Genomic DNA, 14028 nt, shown 5'->3' with positions numbered 1-14028 from the left:
CGGTCACAGACCTGGCGGAAGCAGCCGAAGACCAGCGCCACGCCACCAACCACGGCGCCCCCCGCCCGCACAGCCAGTGCCGAGGCCGGCCGGAAAGCGCCGACTCGGGAGCAGGGCTCCCGCTCCACGCCCCCTCGAAACCCGCCGCCCGCCCAGGCCCCCAGCCGCAGCCCCGCGGAGCCCGGACGCAGACCGCGGTAACCAGGTGCGGGGGCCGGTGTCGAAGTCGGTCGGGAATCACAGGGCCGAGGCTCAGGGTTCAGGTGTCACAAGCAGTCGAAGAACCGCTCGTCGAGTAGGAGCCGAACATGTCCGACGCGCCCGCCGCCGACACCCCGGCCGAATCCCCCGTACGCGAGCTCCGGCTGGTGGTCACGGCGGAGGACTACGACGAGGCGTTGCGGTTCTACCGGGATGTGCTCGGGCTTCCCGAGCGCGGCGCGTTCACCTCGCCCGGTGGCCGGGTCACGATCCTCGACGCCGGACGGGCGACGCTGGAGCTGACGGATCCGCAGCACGCGGAGTTCATCGACGAGGTCGAAGTCGGCCGGCGGGTGGCCGGTCATGTCCGAGTCGCCTTCCAGGTGGCCGACTCCACGGCGACCACGGCAAGGCTGGAGGAGGCCGGAGCCGAGGTTCTCGCGGAGCCCACCCGCACGCCCTGGAACTCCCTCAACTCCCGCCTCGAAGCGCCCGGCGCCCTCCAGCTGACCCTCTTCACCGAGCTGGACGACGCCACGGAACGCGCGTAGACCCTTGAGAACACGCGGTTCTGGGGTTCCTCGGCAGCATAAGGAGCTTATTCGGCCGTTTCGGTGATAATTGGGGCATGAGTACGACGACGTTTGTACTAGCGGCCACGTCGAGTGAAGTACTCAACGTGATCGCCGCCTTTGCGGGTGGCCTGGTCATCGCGGGCGCCCTGGTCTGGGCCGTGCAGCTCGGCATGCGGGTCCGTGATCGAGAGCTGCCGCGGCCCACTCCCGAGGAGCAGCCCCATATCCCCGACACCGGCCCGGTCCATGAGGAGCGTGAGCTCAGGGAGCCCGACGAAGTGCCGCACGCGGTGGGCAGGGAACGACTCCTGCCGCACGAGCTGCACCACGCCGGCAGCAGGCGCAGTCAGGACCAGCACCGCAAGCGCTGGCTGCCGGGCAAGAGCGGTTCCTTCGGCGGCGGCGGCATCGGACACGGCTGAGCCCCGAAATCCGGGCGACGCGAGCGGCTGCGCCCTGCCACCCTGACCGGACCGCAGGCGTACGACGCGTGTGCGGTCCGGACGGGGGCGCAACGGATTGAGCAGACGACGCTATGTGGCCAGGGGTGCCCCGGGCGGTTACCGCATCTGGGACAACCACGGCCGCCGTTTCTGGGGCGACCTCTACGAGCTGTGCCCCGACGACCTGCTGACCGAGCTGAACGGCCGCAAGGACCCGGCCAGGGTCAGCGCACTCCTGAAGCGTTACCGCGCGTTGAAGCGCTAGCGCGCGCCGAAGCGTTGTCGCGCGGGACGTCCGGCGCCGTGGCGAGGGCGAGGATCACGAAGAAGTCGATGCCCACCATGATCACCGACCAGACGGGCGTGTACGGCAGGAACAGGAAGTGGGCGACCATGCTGAGGGACGCCAGGAAGATGCCGGTGATCCGGGCCCACCAGGCTCCCTTGAGGATGCCGTAGCCGACGCAGGCGGCCACGATGCCGATGCCGAGCAGGACCCAGCCCCACGCCGTGAGGTTGATCTTGTAGACGTAGTCGCCGACGCTGCCGTAGACGTCGTCCTCGGCGATGGCGGAGATGCCCTGGAGGATCGCCAGCAGCCCGTTGACCAGCATCAGCACACCGGCGAAGACGAGCGCACCGGTGCCCCAGCTGGTGTCGGAGGGGGCGGGCGGGCCGGGGCGGTGGCCGCCGGTGTCGGGGGCGGCCGAGCCCCAGGTGGTCTGGGTGCCGGGCGAGCCCGGGGTGCCGGCGGGACTGTGTGCCGCGTCCGTCGCATGCGACTGCGGCTGCTGCTGGCTCATGGCTGCCGTACCCCACTTCTCGCGTGTACCCGTGGTCGGGTGCTGCGGTCGGTTCGACGATCGACCGGGCCGGGGATGGCCACCACGGGGGAAGGACCGATCGGGTGACGCCCGGAGTGCGGACAGCGGCGCACGGAACTTCACTGAAGGAACCCGGACCGAACCGACCCGCTGGAGGCGCCATGCCCGGTCACCGAACGCGGTGGACGACCAACGCGATCCTCACGACGACCGCCGCCGTGGCCGCCGCCCTCACCCTGACCTCCTGCAGCGACGAGGACACGCCCTCCTCGGTGGCCAGCCGGGCGGCGTCGGCCTTCGCCTCGGCGACCGCGAAGGCGGGGCAGCAGCTCGACGACATCAAGGGCGGCGTCGACGCCAAGGGCGCGGTCCGGCTGGGCGATCCGACGACCGACTCGGACGGCCGTACGACCGTGGAGGTGACGGCGGAGAACACGACCGACTCGACGAAGTCCTTCGGCGTACAGGTCAACTTCCGCGACGAGGACGGCAATCTCCTGGACGCGAACGTGGTGACCGTGTCGGACGTGGCCGCGGGCAGGACGGGCAAGGGCACCGTCCGCAGCACGCGTGACCTGAGCGGGGACGTCCGGGCGGAGGTGGCCCGGGCCGTGCGCTACTGATTCGGCGCGCTACCGACCCGCACCACGGGCGTGGCTGTGCGCGGCGTCCGGCGCCAGCCGTCCGCCCTCGCTGTCCGTCACCGTGTCCGGCTGCGCGGCGGCCGGCTCCGTCACGAGGATGTGGATCTGCTCGCTCGCCGCGCTGACCCCGTTGAACGTGGCCGTCGCCTGGATGCGGCCCGCGCCCGGCGCGAGGGCGAGGCTCGGCACGCAGGACCAGGCGCCGTCGGGCGCGGCGGTCGTCGCGCAGACCTCCTCCTCGAGGGCGTCGCGCACGGTGACCTGGGCGCCCGGGTAGGCCGTGCCCGACATCTTCGGCAACGCGCCCAGCGGCACGCCCGACTGGGGGCGGGAGAGGGTCGGCGCGGGCAGCCCGACCGTCACGACGCACGTGCCCTTCTGCTGCACGGTGCCCTTCGCGTCCTTCAGGACCAGGGCACAGTCGGGCAGACGCGTGCCGGGCTCGGCGTCCGCGGGGACCGACAGGACGAAGGGGAACGTACGGCCCTTCCAGGCCGCCGGTGCCGACTCCCCGGCGACCGGGCCGGCCGGCCCCTCGAAGGTGTACGTCCCGCTTGCCCCGCCCAGGGCCACCGCCCCTCGGAACCCGCCCGCGGCGAACGGCGTGCCCGTCACCCTCGCGTTCGCGGGCGCCGACAGAGTCAGCACCGATCCCGCGCCCAGCGGCGCCCCGTCGTACCCTCCGACCCGGACGATGCCTTCCCGCCCGGGCTCGATGGTCGCGGTCGCCCACAGGTCGCCGCCGCCCGGCTCTGACGCCCCGTCGGCGCCGTACGCCGCTGCGGCCGCGGTCATCGCGCCTGCCACGGCGAGACAACCGAGGACCGTCGCCCTCCTGAATCTGCTCATGTCGGCGGAGCTCCTCACACGTGCGTCGGCAACACCACTGCCTGCGATTGTCGTGTCCCGGCTGTGCGGACGACGCGCGCTGTTCGGCCGTACGGACCAGGAGCGCGATCCGCACCACCCGTCCGGGCGCCGGGAAGCCGGCGTCAGTCCTGCGCCGCCGGCTTCGGTGACGGGCCGTCGTCTTCACGTCCGCCTCGACCGCGCTGCGGGCGATGCCCTGTTCCGCCGCGTGCTCGGTGACCGCCCTCTGGACGGTGCGGGCGAGGTCGCGCCAGGTGCGCCAGGCGGTTGCGTAGGTGTCGGCCCGGAGCTCGGTCCACGGGGTGTGGGCGGGCGGGCCGTACTGGTCCCGTAGGTCCTCCACCCTGGCGTGTGCCTGGTCCGCCGCCCGTTGCATCGCGACCAGTTCGTCGAAGGTGTGTGCCACGCGTCCGGATCCTGGGGCAGCCGGGCCGGGCGATCCGATGCGCCACGCGCGCGGCCGGTGCCTCTCACCCGTACGGCGCCCGCCCGGCCCGGGCAAAGATACGGTGGGTTTCGGAGGAGTAGCGCCCCCCACGGCTGAGGAGCCCCGCATGACCAGCACTCCGGCGGACGTCGTCCGGGCGGCATTCCGCCACTATCTGGCACAGGACCGCGAAGCCGCCCTCCCCCTCTACGCCGACGACTTCACCTTCACCAGCCCGCAGGACGACCACCTCGACAAGGCGGCCTTCTTCGAGCGGTGCTTCCCCACCGCCCACCGGCTGAAGGAGCAGCAACTCCTGCATGTCACCCCCGCCGACGGCGAACTCGTCTTCGCCTACTACGAGTACGAGCTCACGGCGGGCGGCCGCTACCGCAACGTCGAGGCGATCAGTGTCCGGGACGGGCTGATCAGGGAGGTGCGGGTGTTCTTCGGCGGCGCGGTGTGAGGGGCGGGGACTGCCCGCCGGCACCCTGACGGCCGTACGCGACACGGACGGCGTAGGTGCGGCGGCTCCGGTCGGATCCGCGACCAGGGGGCCGTACGAGTCCGGAGACGGGTCAGAGCCGCTCGACCGTCGTCAGGTACAGCTTCACGAAGCGGTCGACGTCCACGTCCAGGGCCACGTCCACCAAGGCCTGTTCGCGCAGGCCGGTGTGGATCTCGGCCTCTCCGGGCCGGGGCCGGCGGTCGACGATCGTCTGGCCGCGCGTCGGCCCGGGGGCGAGGGAGACCTCGACGGGCAGCAGGCGGGTGGTGATGCCCGCCGGGTCCACGACCGCGCACACCGCGCCCGCGTCGCCGATGCCACCGGCCTCGGAGTCGGCGGCGACATCCGGCGTGGCCGGGCGGTGCGACAGCAGGTCGCCCGCCAGACGGGTACCGGGCTCGGCGCTCTCCCGCAGGCGCCGTACGTCCGCGCCGGGGACCACGACCCGCTGGAAGACGTCCAGGCCGTACATGGTGATCGGCACCCCGGCGGTGAGCAGGATCGCGGCCGCCTCCGGGTCGTGCCACACGTTGAACTCCGCCACCGGCGTGGCGTTTCCGCAGGCCACGGCGCCGCCCATGAAGACGATCCGCTCGATGTTGCGGGTCACCTCGGGGTGCGTGCGCAGCAGCAGGGCGATGTTGGTCAGCGGCGCGGTCGGCACGAGTGTGACCGGGCGCGGGGACGCCAGGATCTCGCGGCGCAGCAGCGTCACCGCGTCCACGTCGGCCGGGGCGCGGGTCGGGGCGGGCAGGCCGATGTCGCCCATGCCGTCCTCACCGTGCACGTGCCGCGCCGAGCGCGCGGACTCGATCAGCGGCCGTCCGGCGCCCCGGGCGACGGGGATGTCAGGGGCGCCGGCCTGCTCCAGCACGGTGAGGGTGTTGCGTACGACGCCGTCCACATCCGTGTTCCCGGCCACGCAGGTGACCGCGCGCAGGTCGACGCCCGGGTGGCGTACGGCGAACAACAGCGCGAGGGCGTCGTCGACGCCGGTGTCACAGTCGATGATCACCGGGATGGGCGGACCGTCGGCGTTCGTCACGGCGGGGTTCCTCTCACGGGTCCGGTGGCGGGTTCACCGAAACCGACCTTACGGTGTTGTCCAGGTGGAGTGCGTCGCCGTATGGCGTCGCCGCACGTCTTGGTGCGCGCGGCGTCATACGGCGTCTAAAGCCCCCCGGCTCATCGGCCGTCCCACAGCTCAGGTCCGCGGGCCTTCGCACGGGCGGCGATCCGGGTGATGAGTTCCGCGGCCGGTACGGCCCCCGGCTTACGCCCGTCCCGCAGCCGTACGGCCGCCCGGCCCCCGTCCGCCTCGGCCGCCGCCTCCCGCTCCCCGATGACAGCCTGGTACGGGACGAGACGCGCCGCCCGGATGCGCGCACCCAGGGTGCCCTGTCCGGGACCGGCGAGCTCGGCACGCAGCCCCTGGCCGAGGGCTTGGTGCAGCAGCCTCTCCGCCTGTTCGGTCTGGGCGTCCGACACGGGGAGGATCACCAGCTGCACGGGGGCGAGCCAGACCGGGAAGGCGCCGCCGTGCTGCTCGATGAGGTGGGCGACGGCTCTTTCGACGCTGCCGATGATGCTGCGGTGGACCATGACCGGGCGGTGCCTGGCGCCGTCGGGGCCGATGTAGTGCAGGTCGAAGCGTTCGGGCTGGTGGAAGTCGATCTGAACGGTGGACAGGGTCGCCTCCCGTCCGGCGGGGTCGGCGATCTGGACGTCGATCTTGGGACCGTAGAACGCGGCCTCGCCCTCCGCGGCCTCGTACGGGATGCCGGAGGCGTCGAGCACCTCGTGCAGCAGCGCGGTGGCTCGCCGCCACAGCTCGGGGTCGGCGACGTACTTGCCGCCGCCCGCGCCGCCCTCCTGTGCCGCGGACGGGAGTGAGAGGCGGTGGCGGACGGCTCTGATCCCCAGGTCGGCGTAAGCGCGGGCGATGAGCTCGAGGGCGGCTCGGGCCTCGTCGACGGCCTGGTCGAGGGTGCAGAAGACGTGGGCGTCGTTGAGGTGGATCGCCCGCACCCGGGTGAGGCCGCCGAGGACTCCGGACAGCTCGGATCGGTACATGCCGCCCAACTCGGCCATACGGAAGGGCAGTTCGCGGTAGCTGTGAGAGCGGGAACGGTAGATCAGGGCGTGGTGCGGGCACAGGCTCGGGCGCAGGACGAGCTGTTCGCCGCCGCCGAGGTCCATCGGCGGGAACATGTCCTCGCTGTAGTGGTCCCAGTGCCCGGAGATCTCGTAGAGCTCGCGCTTGCCGAGGACGGGGGAGTGGACGTGCCGGTAGCCGGCCCCGCGTTCCGCTTCCCGGATGTACTCCTCCAGTGCGTGCCGGAGGGTGGCGCCGTCGGGCAGCCAGTACGGCAGGCCGGCACCCATCAGGGGGTCGGTGTCGAAGAGGTCCAGTTCGCGGCCGAGGCGGCGGTGGTCGTGCATGGCTGCTCCTCCGGGTGAAGAAGGGGCGAGCGCCCACGACAGAACCCCGGGGCACTCGCCCCGGGGCTTGGATCTTCGCTCAGCTTTCAGCGCGGCGCCGGGACGGGGTCCGGCGTCGTCGTCAGAGACGGGTTGGCGCGCTGCATGGGGCGACGGTAACAGCGGGTGGGTGGAGGCGTCGCGGTGATTTTCACGATGCACGTCACCCGTGCGAAGTCGCGTGATCACGCCCTGCTGGAGGCCGGGTCGGCGAGGCGTGAAATCGCGCGGCCCGCGCCCAGCTTCACCCGGACAGCCCGGCGCGCTGGTGGTCGTACCGCCGGGGTGGTGCCTTAAGAACACGTACCCGATCTTGAGCGCACGCCTGACCCCGCCCAGGAGGCCCGCGATGCCCCGTCCCCCGGCCCGAGCCGTCATCGCCGCGACGCTCTCCGCAGCCACCCTGCTGACCGCCCCCGCATGCTCCTCCATCGCCGGCCTGGGCAGACCGGCCGTGGCCGCCCGCGGCCACGCCTCCGCCGCGAGCCCCACCACGCCGGCGACCCCCGCGGCCGCCCCCACCCTCACCGAGGCACAGGCCCGGGCCGCGCTCATCGATGAGGCCGACCTGGGCGACCCCTGGGGCCCCACCCAGGGCTTCGCCACCTGGCGGGAGGCCATGCTCAAGGCGGACACCGAGTCGGCCGACTGCCGGCGCCTGCTCGACGCCCTGTACGCCGAGGAGCTCTTCGGCCCGGACGCCCGCACGCGCGCGTCGGTCGGACTGGACAACGCCTGGGACGAGGCCCAGCTGCGCTACCAGGTCGTGGCACATCGGCCCGCGGACCTGGACCGGACGCTGGCATGGCTGGGCCGCCTGCCGGACAGGTGCGGCGAGTTCACGGCCACCGCGCAGGGCGGGGAGATGGCCGTCGAGGTGAGTGCGGCCGAGATGCCGGAAATCGGGGACGACCGGCAGGGTCTGAAAGTCCTCCTGCGGGCCGTCTCCGAGTACGACGACGCACCCACGCTCACGCTGCACGTCGCCGCCGTCCGGGTGGGCGACGACGCGATCGCCATCACGAACGGCGGCCTCGGCGAAGTACCGGCTGACGCCACCTGGACGGCCGTCGAAACGGGCGCCGCCCGTCTGGCGGAGGTCAGGAAGCGGGGCCGGGCGGAGATCTAGGACGGTCGACGGTCGTCCCGGCGCCGTCCTACGGGTGGTAGAGCTTCCGGGCGCGAGCGGCGTCGACGGGCCCGTCCTGGTCCAGGTGCAGGAAGTGGTCCAGCTGCCATGCCTGAGTGCTGGTCGCGTGGCGGTTGGTGGTGGCCACCCACGGCGGGTACACGCGAAAGGCCCGCTTCCCACCAAAACCGTCCACCGACACGACACCGCGCCGGCGCAGCGCGTCCACGGGAAGGACGAACTGGCCGAAGTGCTCGCCGTCACGGCAGCTGATGACGAAGAGGTCGACCGGGTCCGCCTTGGCGGGTGTGGTCCTGGCCGCGCGGAACCGGATGGAGAGGCCGTCCACGGTGCATGCGTGGGCGGCGTACTCGGCGCTCTCGGGTTCGGGAACCGGCTGCGAGCAGGCGAATCCGCACGGGTCGTAGACGAGCTCCTTCGCCGCCGCGAGATCGCTGTGTGCCGGGATGGTCATCCGTCCACCCTGTTACGGGACTTGGAGGGCTTGGAGGGCTTGGAGGGCCGCGACGGCCCGGGGGCTGGACGGCTAGGACGTCTGGCCCATGCGCTCCACCGCCTCCTTGGCCTCCGCCAGTCCCGCTCCCGTGATCTCCCGGTACTCCTTGATCGCCTGGATCTTCTTGTCGTCCCGCAGCAGCGCCACGACCTTCGCCATCCGGGGATCGTCGTCACGCAGCCCCAAGTGATCGAGAATCAGGTCGAGTTTGCGCTCGACCCGGGCAACTCGCCGGTCGGCACGCGAAATCCGGCTCTCGACGCTGACGAAGCCGACGATCGCGACCAGCGCGATGAAGTAACCCACTATTTCCATGGTCGGCGATCATAGGGGCCCTTGGTCCCGGTCGAACCGCAACCGGTGGTCCACCACGTCCCGGGCCACATCCACCGCCGTACGCCCGTGCGCGAACGCGTGCGCCCGCAGCCGTGCCAGCGCCTCGCCCGTGCCGGCGCCCAGCTGGGCCATGATCATGCCGGTGGCCTGGTAGATCTGGTCCTGGTCGGCTGCGAGGCCGCTCAGCCATCGCTCGTCACCGGGGTCGCCCGCCTCCTCCGCGCGGGGCAGCGCCATCAGCGCCACGGTCATCATTCCGGCCACCACCCGCGCCGTGCGCAGGTCCCGGTCGGTGAAATCGCCAGGCGTGTCGCGATAGAGGTCGAGCGTGCCCACGCACACCGTGTCGTTGCCGAGCGGCATCGAGTACACCGCCCGCACCCCGGCGGCGGTGGCCTGCTGGGCGAAGACGGGCCAGCGCAGGACGTCCCGCCCCGCCGTGAGGTCGCTCGCGAGCACGGCCCTGCCGCTCTCCACGGCGGACTGGCAGGGCCCGTCGCCCAGGGTGGCCTGGATCTCCGTCACATACGCGGCCTGCGCACTGCTTGCGCCCAGCTGCACGGGCATGCCGTCGCTGTGCAGCGACACGCTCGCGCAGGTCACGGGCAGCAGCTCGACGGCGACATCGCACAGCCGCGCCGGGATCTCGCCGGGCCCCACCCCGCGCACGCTCTCGGCGAGCGCGTCGGCGGCGCCGGTCCGCTCTCGCCCGGCCTCACCACGGTGATCGTCTCTGGGCCGCACGGCAGCCTCCTCACCTTGCGCGGCCTGCGTCGTCCCGGGCCTTCGCGGCCGCCCCACCGCCCGCCCCGGACGACGCCCGACTACCCCTGGCCCGTACGGCGAAACCCCGTCGGCGGCCACACTCCAAGGCGCGGGGCCGTATCGATGCCGCGGAGCGCTCAGCGCCTCTCGTACGGGTTCGCAGGCTGCGCGATGCGCCGCACCGACGCGGCGTCCGACACCGGCGGCCATGCTCCGTCCGTGCCGAGCCTGCCCTTGGGGTGCCAGGTGCCGGTGACGGTGACCCAGGCGTCGGCGGGCGGGGCGTCCGCGCCCCGGATCTCGACCTTGCTCGTGGTGGCGTCGGCGGCGCAGCAGGAGACGAGGAGGCGGGTGACGTACCAGGTGCCGTCGTCGTCCCGGGTGACGAACCCGGTCATCCGGACCGTACGGCCCGTCAGCGACCGTCCGCTGTCGTAGATCGCCCGGGAACTGAACTCCGCGAGCGTCAGCGCCACAGGGTCCCCGGCCGGCAGCGCGGGAAAGACCCCGACCCCTTGCGCGGCCCGCTGCGCCGCCTCGCCCTCGGCGCTGTAGGAGCCGAGGGCTGGGGGCGGGAAGAAAAGGAGGGCGAGGGCGGGGAGGGTGATGAGCCAGGCGACGCGGGGGCTATGGTGACCGGCGTGCTGATCGTGGGCGTGGGAATCGTCACCGTACTCGTCGTTCTCGCCGTGCTCGCGTTGCTGATCGCGGCCGGAGTGTTCGCCGTGCTCTGCGTGCTCGCCCTGCTCGGCGTGCGGTTCGTGTTCCGGTCGCCCGACAACCGCCGCGGCCACCGCCAGCAGCACCAGCAGGAACCCGGACACCACCAGGAATGGCCGTAGTCCCGCCTGCACGTACCGCAGATACAGCTCGCTGAACAGCGAGATCCGCAGGACCGCCGCGCCCGTTACGAGCAGCAGCACCGCCGGTCCGTACCGCCTCACAGCAGCCACCACCCCACCAGCACGCTGCTCACCACGGCCACGACCCAGGTCGCGGACGAGAACCGCACGGCGAAGGACCGCCCGAAGGTGCCCGCCTGCAGGGCGATCAGCTTCAGGTCGACCATCGGGCCGACCACCATGAACGCCAGTCGCGCGGTGGGCGAGAAGCCGCTCAGCGAGGCGGCGACGAACGCGTCCGCCTCGCTGCACACGCACAGGACGACCGCCAGCAGCGCCAGCAGCAGCACCGACAGCCAGGGTGAGGCGGTGAAGAGGTCGAGCAGCGAGCGCGGCACCCAGATGTTGAAGGTCGCCGCGGCGGCCGCGCCGAGGACGAGGAAGCCGCCCGCGTGCAGGAAGTCGTGCTGGAGGCCGGCGGTGAAGGCGCGCAGGCCGGTGGCGGCCGGGTCGGCGTACCGCTTCGGTGGGCGCAGCCACTCCTCGCGGCCGAACCGGGCCCACAGCCAGCCCATCACCACCGCCGTGACCAGGGACGCGATCAGCCGGGCCAGGACCATCCGCGGCTGCCCGGGGAAGGCGACCGACGTGGCCACCAGGACGACCGGGTTGACGGCGGGCGCGGAGAGGAGGAAGGCGAGGGCGGCCGAGGGGGCGACCCCGCGCCGCATCAGGCTCCCGGCCACCGGCACGGACGCGCACTCGCACCCCGGCAGGACGGCACCGGCCGCCCCGGCGACGGGTACCGCGAGCGCCTGGTTGCGGGGCAGCAGACGGCTGAGGACCCGCTCCGGCACGAACGCGCCGATCGCCGCCGAGACGACCGTGCCGAGCAGCAGGAAGGGCACGCCCTGCACCGTGATCGCAGTGAAGACCGTCCACCAGGCGGCGACAGGCGGGGTGGAAAGGTCGAGGGCGAGCGTGGGGCCGAGCACGGAGACGACCGTGGCGATGGCGATGAGCGCGGCGCCGCCGACGGCGATGTACACGAGCGCGCGTACGGCGAGCCGCAGCCCGTCGGCCACCGTCCGCGCGCTCCGCTGGTTGTCCATGTGCCTGTCCCCACCTGTCCGGATGTCCAGGGCAGCCAATCGGGACGGCCTGTGGGCCGGCTTGGGTTCCCTACAGAGGGGGCTGTGCGGGTGCGGGTCCGAGGGTGGTGGTGCCGGGGGCCGTACGGTGGCCGAGTCCCGTCCGGTACGCGTCCAGCGCCGCCTCCACCCTTCCGGTACGACGGAGCAGATCGCCGAGCAGCCGGCACAGGTCGGCCAGGTCACCGGCCGCACCGGCGCGCTCCAGCAGGCTCAGGGCGCGGACGTAGTGCTCCTCGGCGGCCTCGGTGTCGCGGGCGTCCTCGGCGATGATGCCGAGGAGGCGGTGGGCGGCGGCGGAGTGCAGGGCGCCGCGTTCGGGGCTGAGGTCGCTGAGCACCTCGTGCAGGAGGGCGGCGGCCTCGTCGGACTTGCCGCGGCGGTGCAGCACGTCGGCGAGTTCGACGGCGACCTGGCTGGTGTAGAGGGCGGCGCGCTTGGCGGTGAGCATCGTCTGGGCCTCGCGCAGTTCGGCCTCGGCGCCCGCGAGGTCGCCGTTCTGGGCGTAGACGTAGCCGCGCATCCAGTGGCAGTTGGCCAGTTCGGTACGGATCTGGAGCTGCCGGTACAGCTCGGCGGCCTTGGCGAGGGAGGCGTCGGCCTCGGCGACGCGGCCTTCGGCGAGCAGGGTGCGGGCGACGGACCGGTGCATACGGGCGACCAGGGCGGGGTCCGCGGCCTGCGGCGCGAGGGCGAGGGCGTACTCGGCGGCCTGGGCGGCGCGGGCGTGGGCGCCCATGTCCATGTAGGGGCCGATGACGCTGGCGTAGAGCAGGAGGAGGGCGTCGGGGTCGTGCAGTCCGCCGCGATTGAGCTCGTCGAGGGTGGATTCGATGAGGTAGACGGCGTAGCGCAGCTCGCCGGCGAGGTAGTGCGACACGGCCCGGCCGCGCAGCGCGGGCACCCGGGCGGGAAGTGGAGCGTCGGCGTCCGCGAGGACCTGTTCGGCGCGCTCGAAGTACCGCCGGGCGGAGTCGATTTCCCCGACGTCGATGTCGCACTCGCCGAGCCCGAGCAGCGCCGCCGCCCGCTCCTCGGCGAACCCGTGCGCGTCCGCGTCCGCGAGCAGCGCGGTGTACTGCTCGGCCGCGGCGTCGGCGTCGCCGGTGGCGAGGGCGCGCTGGGCCTCGGTCAGTCGCATCCGCAGGGCGGTGACGAGGTGCGCGGGCCGTCCGGTGGCGAGCTCATCGAAGGCCACGCCGAGCCGGTGCGCGATGTGTCGCAGCGCCTCGTCGGAGGCGCGCACCCGTCCGGCCTCCAGGGTGGAGATGTACGCGGGGGTGTACGCCGGCTCCGCCAACTGTCGCTGCGTCAGCCCACGATCGGCCCGCAACTGCTGCACTCTTCGCCCGATCGTCCCCGGGTCATCACGGTCAGACACGCTCAACGCCCCCAACTCCCCCTGTGCCCCTTGCCGTTCGACTCCGACAGCCCATAGGTTAAACCGCGTATTAAACGTGGTTAACACCTGGCTGTTGCGAGGTCGCCGTGCAGGAACGCACCAGCACCACCGAGCGCTACACCCGTGGTCTCGCCGCGGCGGTGATCGCCGTGGCAACCCTGATCCTGGCAGCCAACACGGGCCCCGCCCGAGCGGCGGAACCGGCTCGGACAGAGCAACCGACCCAGCATGTCATCCCGGTGCCGACGGCGCCGTAGATCTTCGTGAGCAACCGCGACACACACCACTGCGCGCACGGGGGACCCGCCTTGACGACTCACGTCCATGACCACGCCGACCCCCACGCCCGCATCCCCGGGACAACGAGCCCGGGAACGGTCGTCCTGCTCAACGGAACCTCCAGCTCCGGCAAGAGCAGGGTCTCCAGGCCGAGATCGACCGCGCCGCCAAGGGCTTCCACCGCGCGGTAGCCGGCATGGCAGCAGGTGGCAACAACCTCGTCGTCGACTACCCGCTCAGCCGCCGCCGGCGGTTGCTGGACCTCCTCGATCTGCTCGTGCCCGAGGACACGGTGCTGATCGGGGTCCGCTGCCCGCTGGCGGAGCTGGAGCGCCGGGAGCTCGAACGGGGCGACCGCCAACCGGGCCTGGCCGCCCTGCAGTTCGACCAGGTGCACTCCCACGGCACGCACGACCTCGACGTCCACACCGACGTCCTCACCCCGGCCGGATGCGCCCTGCGCATCCGCGACTTCCTGCCGGACCGACCTCGCCCGACCGCGTTCGAAGAACTCCGGCGTACCTTGTGGGAGCCGGTCTCCTCCGCTTCTCACCGGTCTCTTACGCCCCTGTGAACCGGATGTCAGTGCCATCGCCTAGCCTTCGATCACTCACGGCGGCTCGCGTGCCCTCAT

Annotated in this window: 18 protein-coding genes; 8 read left to right on the top strand and 10 right to left on the bottom strand. The window is 72.5% G+C overall.

What is annotated here, in order from left to right; translation table 11 throughout:
• Window positions 1–308 precede the first annotated feature (308 nt).
• The 3 genes from ACFY5C_RS07120 (at window position 309) to ACFY5C_RS07110 (ending at window position 1484) form a co-directional block, all read left to right on the top strand.
• Window positions 309–752 (top strand): VOC family protein, encoded by a 444-nt coding sequence (locus tag ACFY5C_RS07120; RefSeq protein ID WP_389441439.1) that lies wholly within the window; start codon window positions 309–311, stop codon window positions 750–752.
• A gap of 77 nt (window positions 753–829) precedes the next feature.
• Complete coding sequence (locus ACFY5C_RS07115) at window positions 830–1198, top strand: DUF6479 family protein (RefSeq protein ID WP_389441437.1); 369 nt, start codon at window positions 830–832, stop codon at window positions 1196–1198.
• Window positions 1199–1295: 97 nt separating this feature from the next.
• On the top strand, window positions 1296–1484 hold the full coding sequence (locus ACFY5C_RS07110) for a hypothetical protein (RefSeq protein WP_389441435.1): 189 nt from the start codon (window positions 1296–1298) through the stop codon (window positions 1482–1484).
• On the opposite strand, the gene ACFY5C_RS07105 is transcribed toward ACFY5C_RS07110, so the two are convergent.
• On the bottom strand, window positions 1444–2022 hold the full coding sequence (locus tag ACFY5C_RS07105; RefSeq protein ID WP_389441433.1) for a hypothetical protein: 579 nt from the start codon (window positions 2020–2022) through the stop codon (window positions 1444–1446). The two genes, ACFY5C_RS07110 and ACFY5C_RS07105, sit on opposite strands and share 41 nt — an antisense overlap.
• Window positions 2023–2204: 182 nt before the next feature.
• On the opposite strand from ACFY5C_RS07105, the gene ACFY5C_RS07100 reads away from it, so the two are divergent.
• The gene (locus tag ACFY5C_RS07100) at window positions 2205–2666 is read left to right on the top strand and encodes an FxLYD domain-containing protein (protein WP_389441431.1); all 462 of its coding nucleotides are present in this window, start codon (window positions 2205–2207) and stop codon (window positions 2664–2666) included.
• A 9-nt stretch (window positions 2667–2675) separates the two neighbouring features.
• On the opposite strand, the gene ACFY5C_RS07095 is transcribed toward ACFY5C_RS07100, so the two are convergent.
• The gene (locus ACFY5C_RS07095) at window positions 2676–3536 is read right to left on the bottom strand and encodes a carboxypeptidase regulatory-like domain-containing protein (RefSeq protein WP_389441429.1); all 861 of its coding nucleotides are present in this window, start codon (window positions 3534–3536) and stop codon (window positions 2676–2678) included.
• A 575-nt stretch (window positions 3537–4111) separates the two neighbouring features.
• Here ACFY5C_RS07095 and ACFY5C_RS07090 point away from each other — a divergent pair.
• Window positions 4112–4450, top strand: coding sequence for a nuclear transport factor 2 family protein (locus ACFY5C_RS07090; protein ID WP_389441427.1), 339 nt, complete (start codon window positions 4112–4114; stop codon window positions 4448–4450).
• 112 nt (window positions 4451–4562) lie between these two features.
• Here the strand turns inward: ACFY5C_RS07090 and ACFY5C_RS07085 are convergent, their stop codons facing one another.
• A complete protein-coding gene (locus tag ACFY5C_RS07085) occupies window positions 4563–5537 on the bottom strand; it encodes a nucleoside hydrolase (RefSeq protein ID WP_389441424.1) in 975 nt (324 codons plus the stop codon).
• 140 nt (window positions 5538–5677) lie between these two features.
• Window positions 5678–6934, bottom strand: a complete 1257-nt coding sequence (gene thrS, locus ACFY5C_RS07080; protein WP_389441422.1) for a threonine--tRNA ligase — start codon at window positions 6932–6934, stop codon at window positions 5678–5680.
• 388 nt (window positions 6935–7322) lie between these two features.
• On the opposite strand from thrS, the gene ACFY5C_RS07075 reads away from it, so the two are divergent.
• Window positions 7323–8102 (top strand): hypothetical protein, encoded by a 780-nt coding sequence (locus ACFY5C_RS07075; RefSeq protein ID WP_389441419.1) that lies wholly within the window; start codon window positions 7323–7325, stop codon window positions 8100–8102.
• Window positions 8103–8130: 28 nt separating this feature from the next.
• Here the strand turns inward: ACFY5C_RS07075 and ACFY5C_RS07070 are convergent, their stop codons facing one another.
• The 6 genes from ACFY5C_RS07070 to ACFY5C_RS07045 form a co-directional block, all read right to left on the bottom strand.
• A complete protein-coding gene (locus ACFY5C_RS07070) occupies window positions 8131–8577 on the bottom strand; it encodes a MepB family protein (RefSeq protein WP_389441417.1) in 447 nt (148 codons plus the stop codon).
• Window positions 8578–8649: 72 nt separating this feature from the next.
• Entirely contained in the window at window positions 8650–8934 is a 285-nt protein-coding gene (locus tag ACFY5C_RS07065) for a ribosomal protein L7/L12 (protein ID WP_389441415.1), read from the bottom strand.
• A 9-nt stretch (window positions 8935–8943) separates the two neighbouring features.
• Window positions 8944–9699, bottom strand: a complete 756-nt coding sequence (locus ACFY5C_RS07060; protein ID WP_389441412.1) for a GAF and ANTAR domain-containing protein — start codon at window positions 9697–9699, stop codon at window positions 8944–8946.
• Between the two features lie 158 nt (window positions 9700–9857).
• Window positions 9858–10664: a TIGR03943 family putative permease subunit gene (locus tag ACFY5C_RS07055; protein WP_389442189.1), complete on the bottom strand. Its 807-nt coding sequence runs from the start codon at window positions 10662–10664 to the stop codon at window positions 9858–9860.
• The gene (locus ACFY5C_RS07050; RefSeq protein WP_389441410.1) at window positions 10661–11674 is read right to left on the bottom strand and encodes a permease; all 1014 of its coding nucleotides are present in this window, start codon (window positions 11672–11674) and stop codon (window positions 10661–10663) included. The genes ACFY5C_RS07055 and ACFY5C_RS07050 overlap by 4 nt, the downstream gene beginning before the upstream one ends.
• Before the next feature lie 70 nt (window positions 11675–11744).
• Window positions 11745–13094, bottom strand: a complete 1350-nt coding sequence (locus ACFY5C_RS07045) for a tetratricopeptide repeat protein (protein ID WP_389441408.1) — start codon at window positions 13092–13094, stop codon at window positions 11745–11747.
• Window positions 13095–13201: 107 nt separating this feature from the next.
• Between ACFY5C_RS07045 and ACFY5C_RS07040 the strand changes: the two genes are divergently transcribed.
• Both ACFY5C_RS07040 and ACFY5C_RS07035 read left to right on the top strand, forming a co-directional pair.
• A complete protein-coding gene (locus ACFY5C_RS07040) occupies window positions 13202–13372 on the top strand; it encodes a hypothetical protein (protein WP_389441405.1) in 171 nt (56 codons plus the stop codon).
• A 176-nt stretch (window positions 13373–13548) separates the two neighbouring features.
• Entirely contained in the window at window positions 13549–13968 is a 420-nt protein-coding gene (locus ACFY5C_RS07035; protein ID WP_389442187.1) for a hypothetical protein, read from the top strand.
• The last annotated feature ends 60 nt before the right edge of the window (window positions 13969–14028 follow it).

The organism is Streptomyces sp. NPDC012935 (genome assembly GCF_042900345.1).
In the GTDB taxonomy this organism is placed as follows: domain Bacteria; phylum Actinomycetota; class Actinomycetes; order Streptomycetales; family Streptomycetaceae; genus Streptomyces.
This window is presented reverse-complemented; position numbering and strand designations above follow the sequence as displayed.

Bases quoted from the DNA above. Each gene is read 5' to 3' on its own strand.
- thrS (WP_389441422.1), bottom strand. From the start codon at position 6,934: ATGCACGACCACCGCCGCCTCGGCCGCGAACTGGACCTCTTCGACACC.
- ACFY5C_RS07105 (WP_389441433.1), bottom strand. From the start codon at position 2,022: ATGAGCCAGCAGCAGCCGCAGTCGCATGCGACGGACGCGGCACACAGT.
- ACFY5C_RS07095 (WP_389441429.1), bottom strand. From the start codon at position 3,536: ATGAGCAGATTCAGGAGGGCGACGGTCCTCGGTTGTCTCGCCGTGGCA.
- ACFY5C_RS07070 (WP_389441417.1), bottom strand. From the start codon at position 8,577: ATGACCATCCCGGCACACAGCGATCTCGCGGCGGCGAAGGAGCTCGTC.
- ACFY5C_RS07090 (WP_389441427.1), top strand. From the start codon at position 4,112: ATGACCAGCACTCCGGCGGACGTCGTCCGGGCGGCATTCCGCCACTAT.
- ACFY5C_RS07100 (WP_389441431.1), top strand. From the start codon at position 2,205: ATGCCCGGTCACCGAACGCGGTGGACGACCAACGCGATCCTCACGACG.
- ACFY5C_RS07050 (WP_389441410.1), bottom strand. From the start codon at position 11,674: ATGGACAACCAGCGGAGCGCGCGGACGGTGGCCGACGGGCTGCGGCTC.
- ACFY5C_RS07065 (WP_389441415.1), bottom strand. From the start codon at position 8,934: ATGGAAATAGTGGGTTACTTCATCGCGCTGGTCGCGATCGTCGGCTTC.
- ACFY5C_RS07115 (WP_389441437.1), top strand. From the start codon at position 830: ATGAGTACGACGACGTTTGTACTAGCGGCCACGTCGAGTGAAGTACTC.
- ACFY5C_RS07075 (WP_389441419.1), top strand. From the start codon at position 7,323: ATGCCCCGTCCCCCGGCCCGAGCCGTCATCGCCGCGACGCTCTCCGCA.
- ACFY5C_RS07120 (WP_389441439.1), top strand. From the start codon at position 309: ATGTCCGACGCGCCCGCCGCCGACACCCCGGCCGAATCCCCCGTACGC.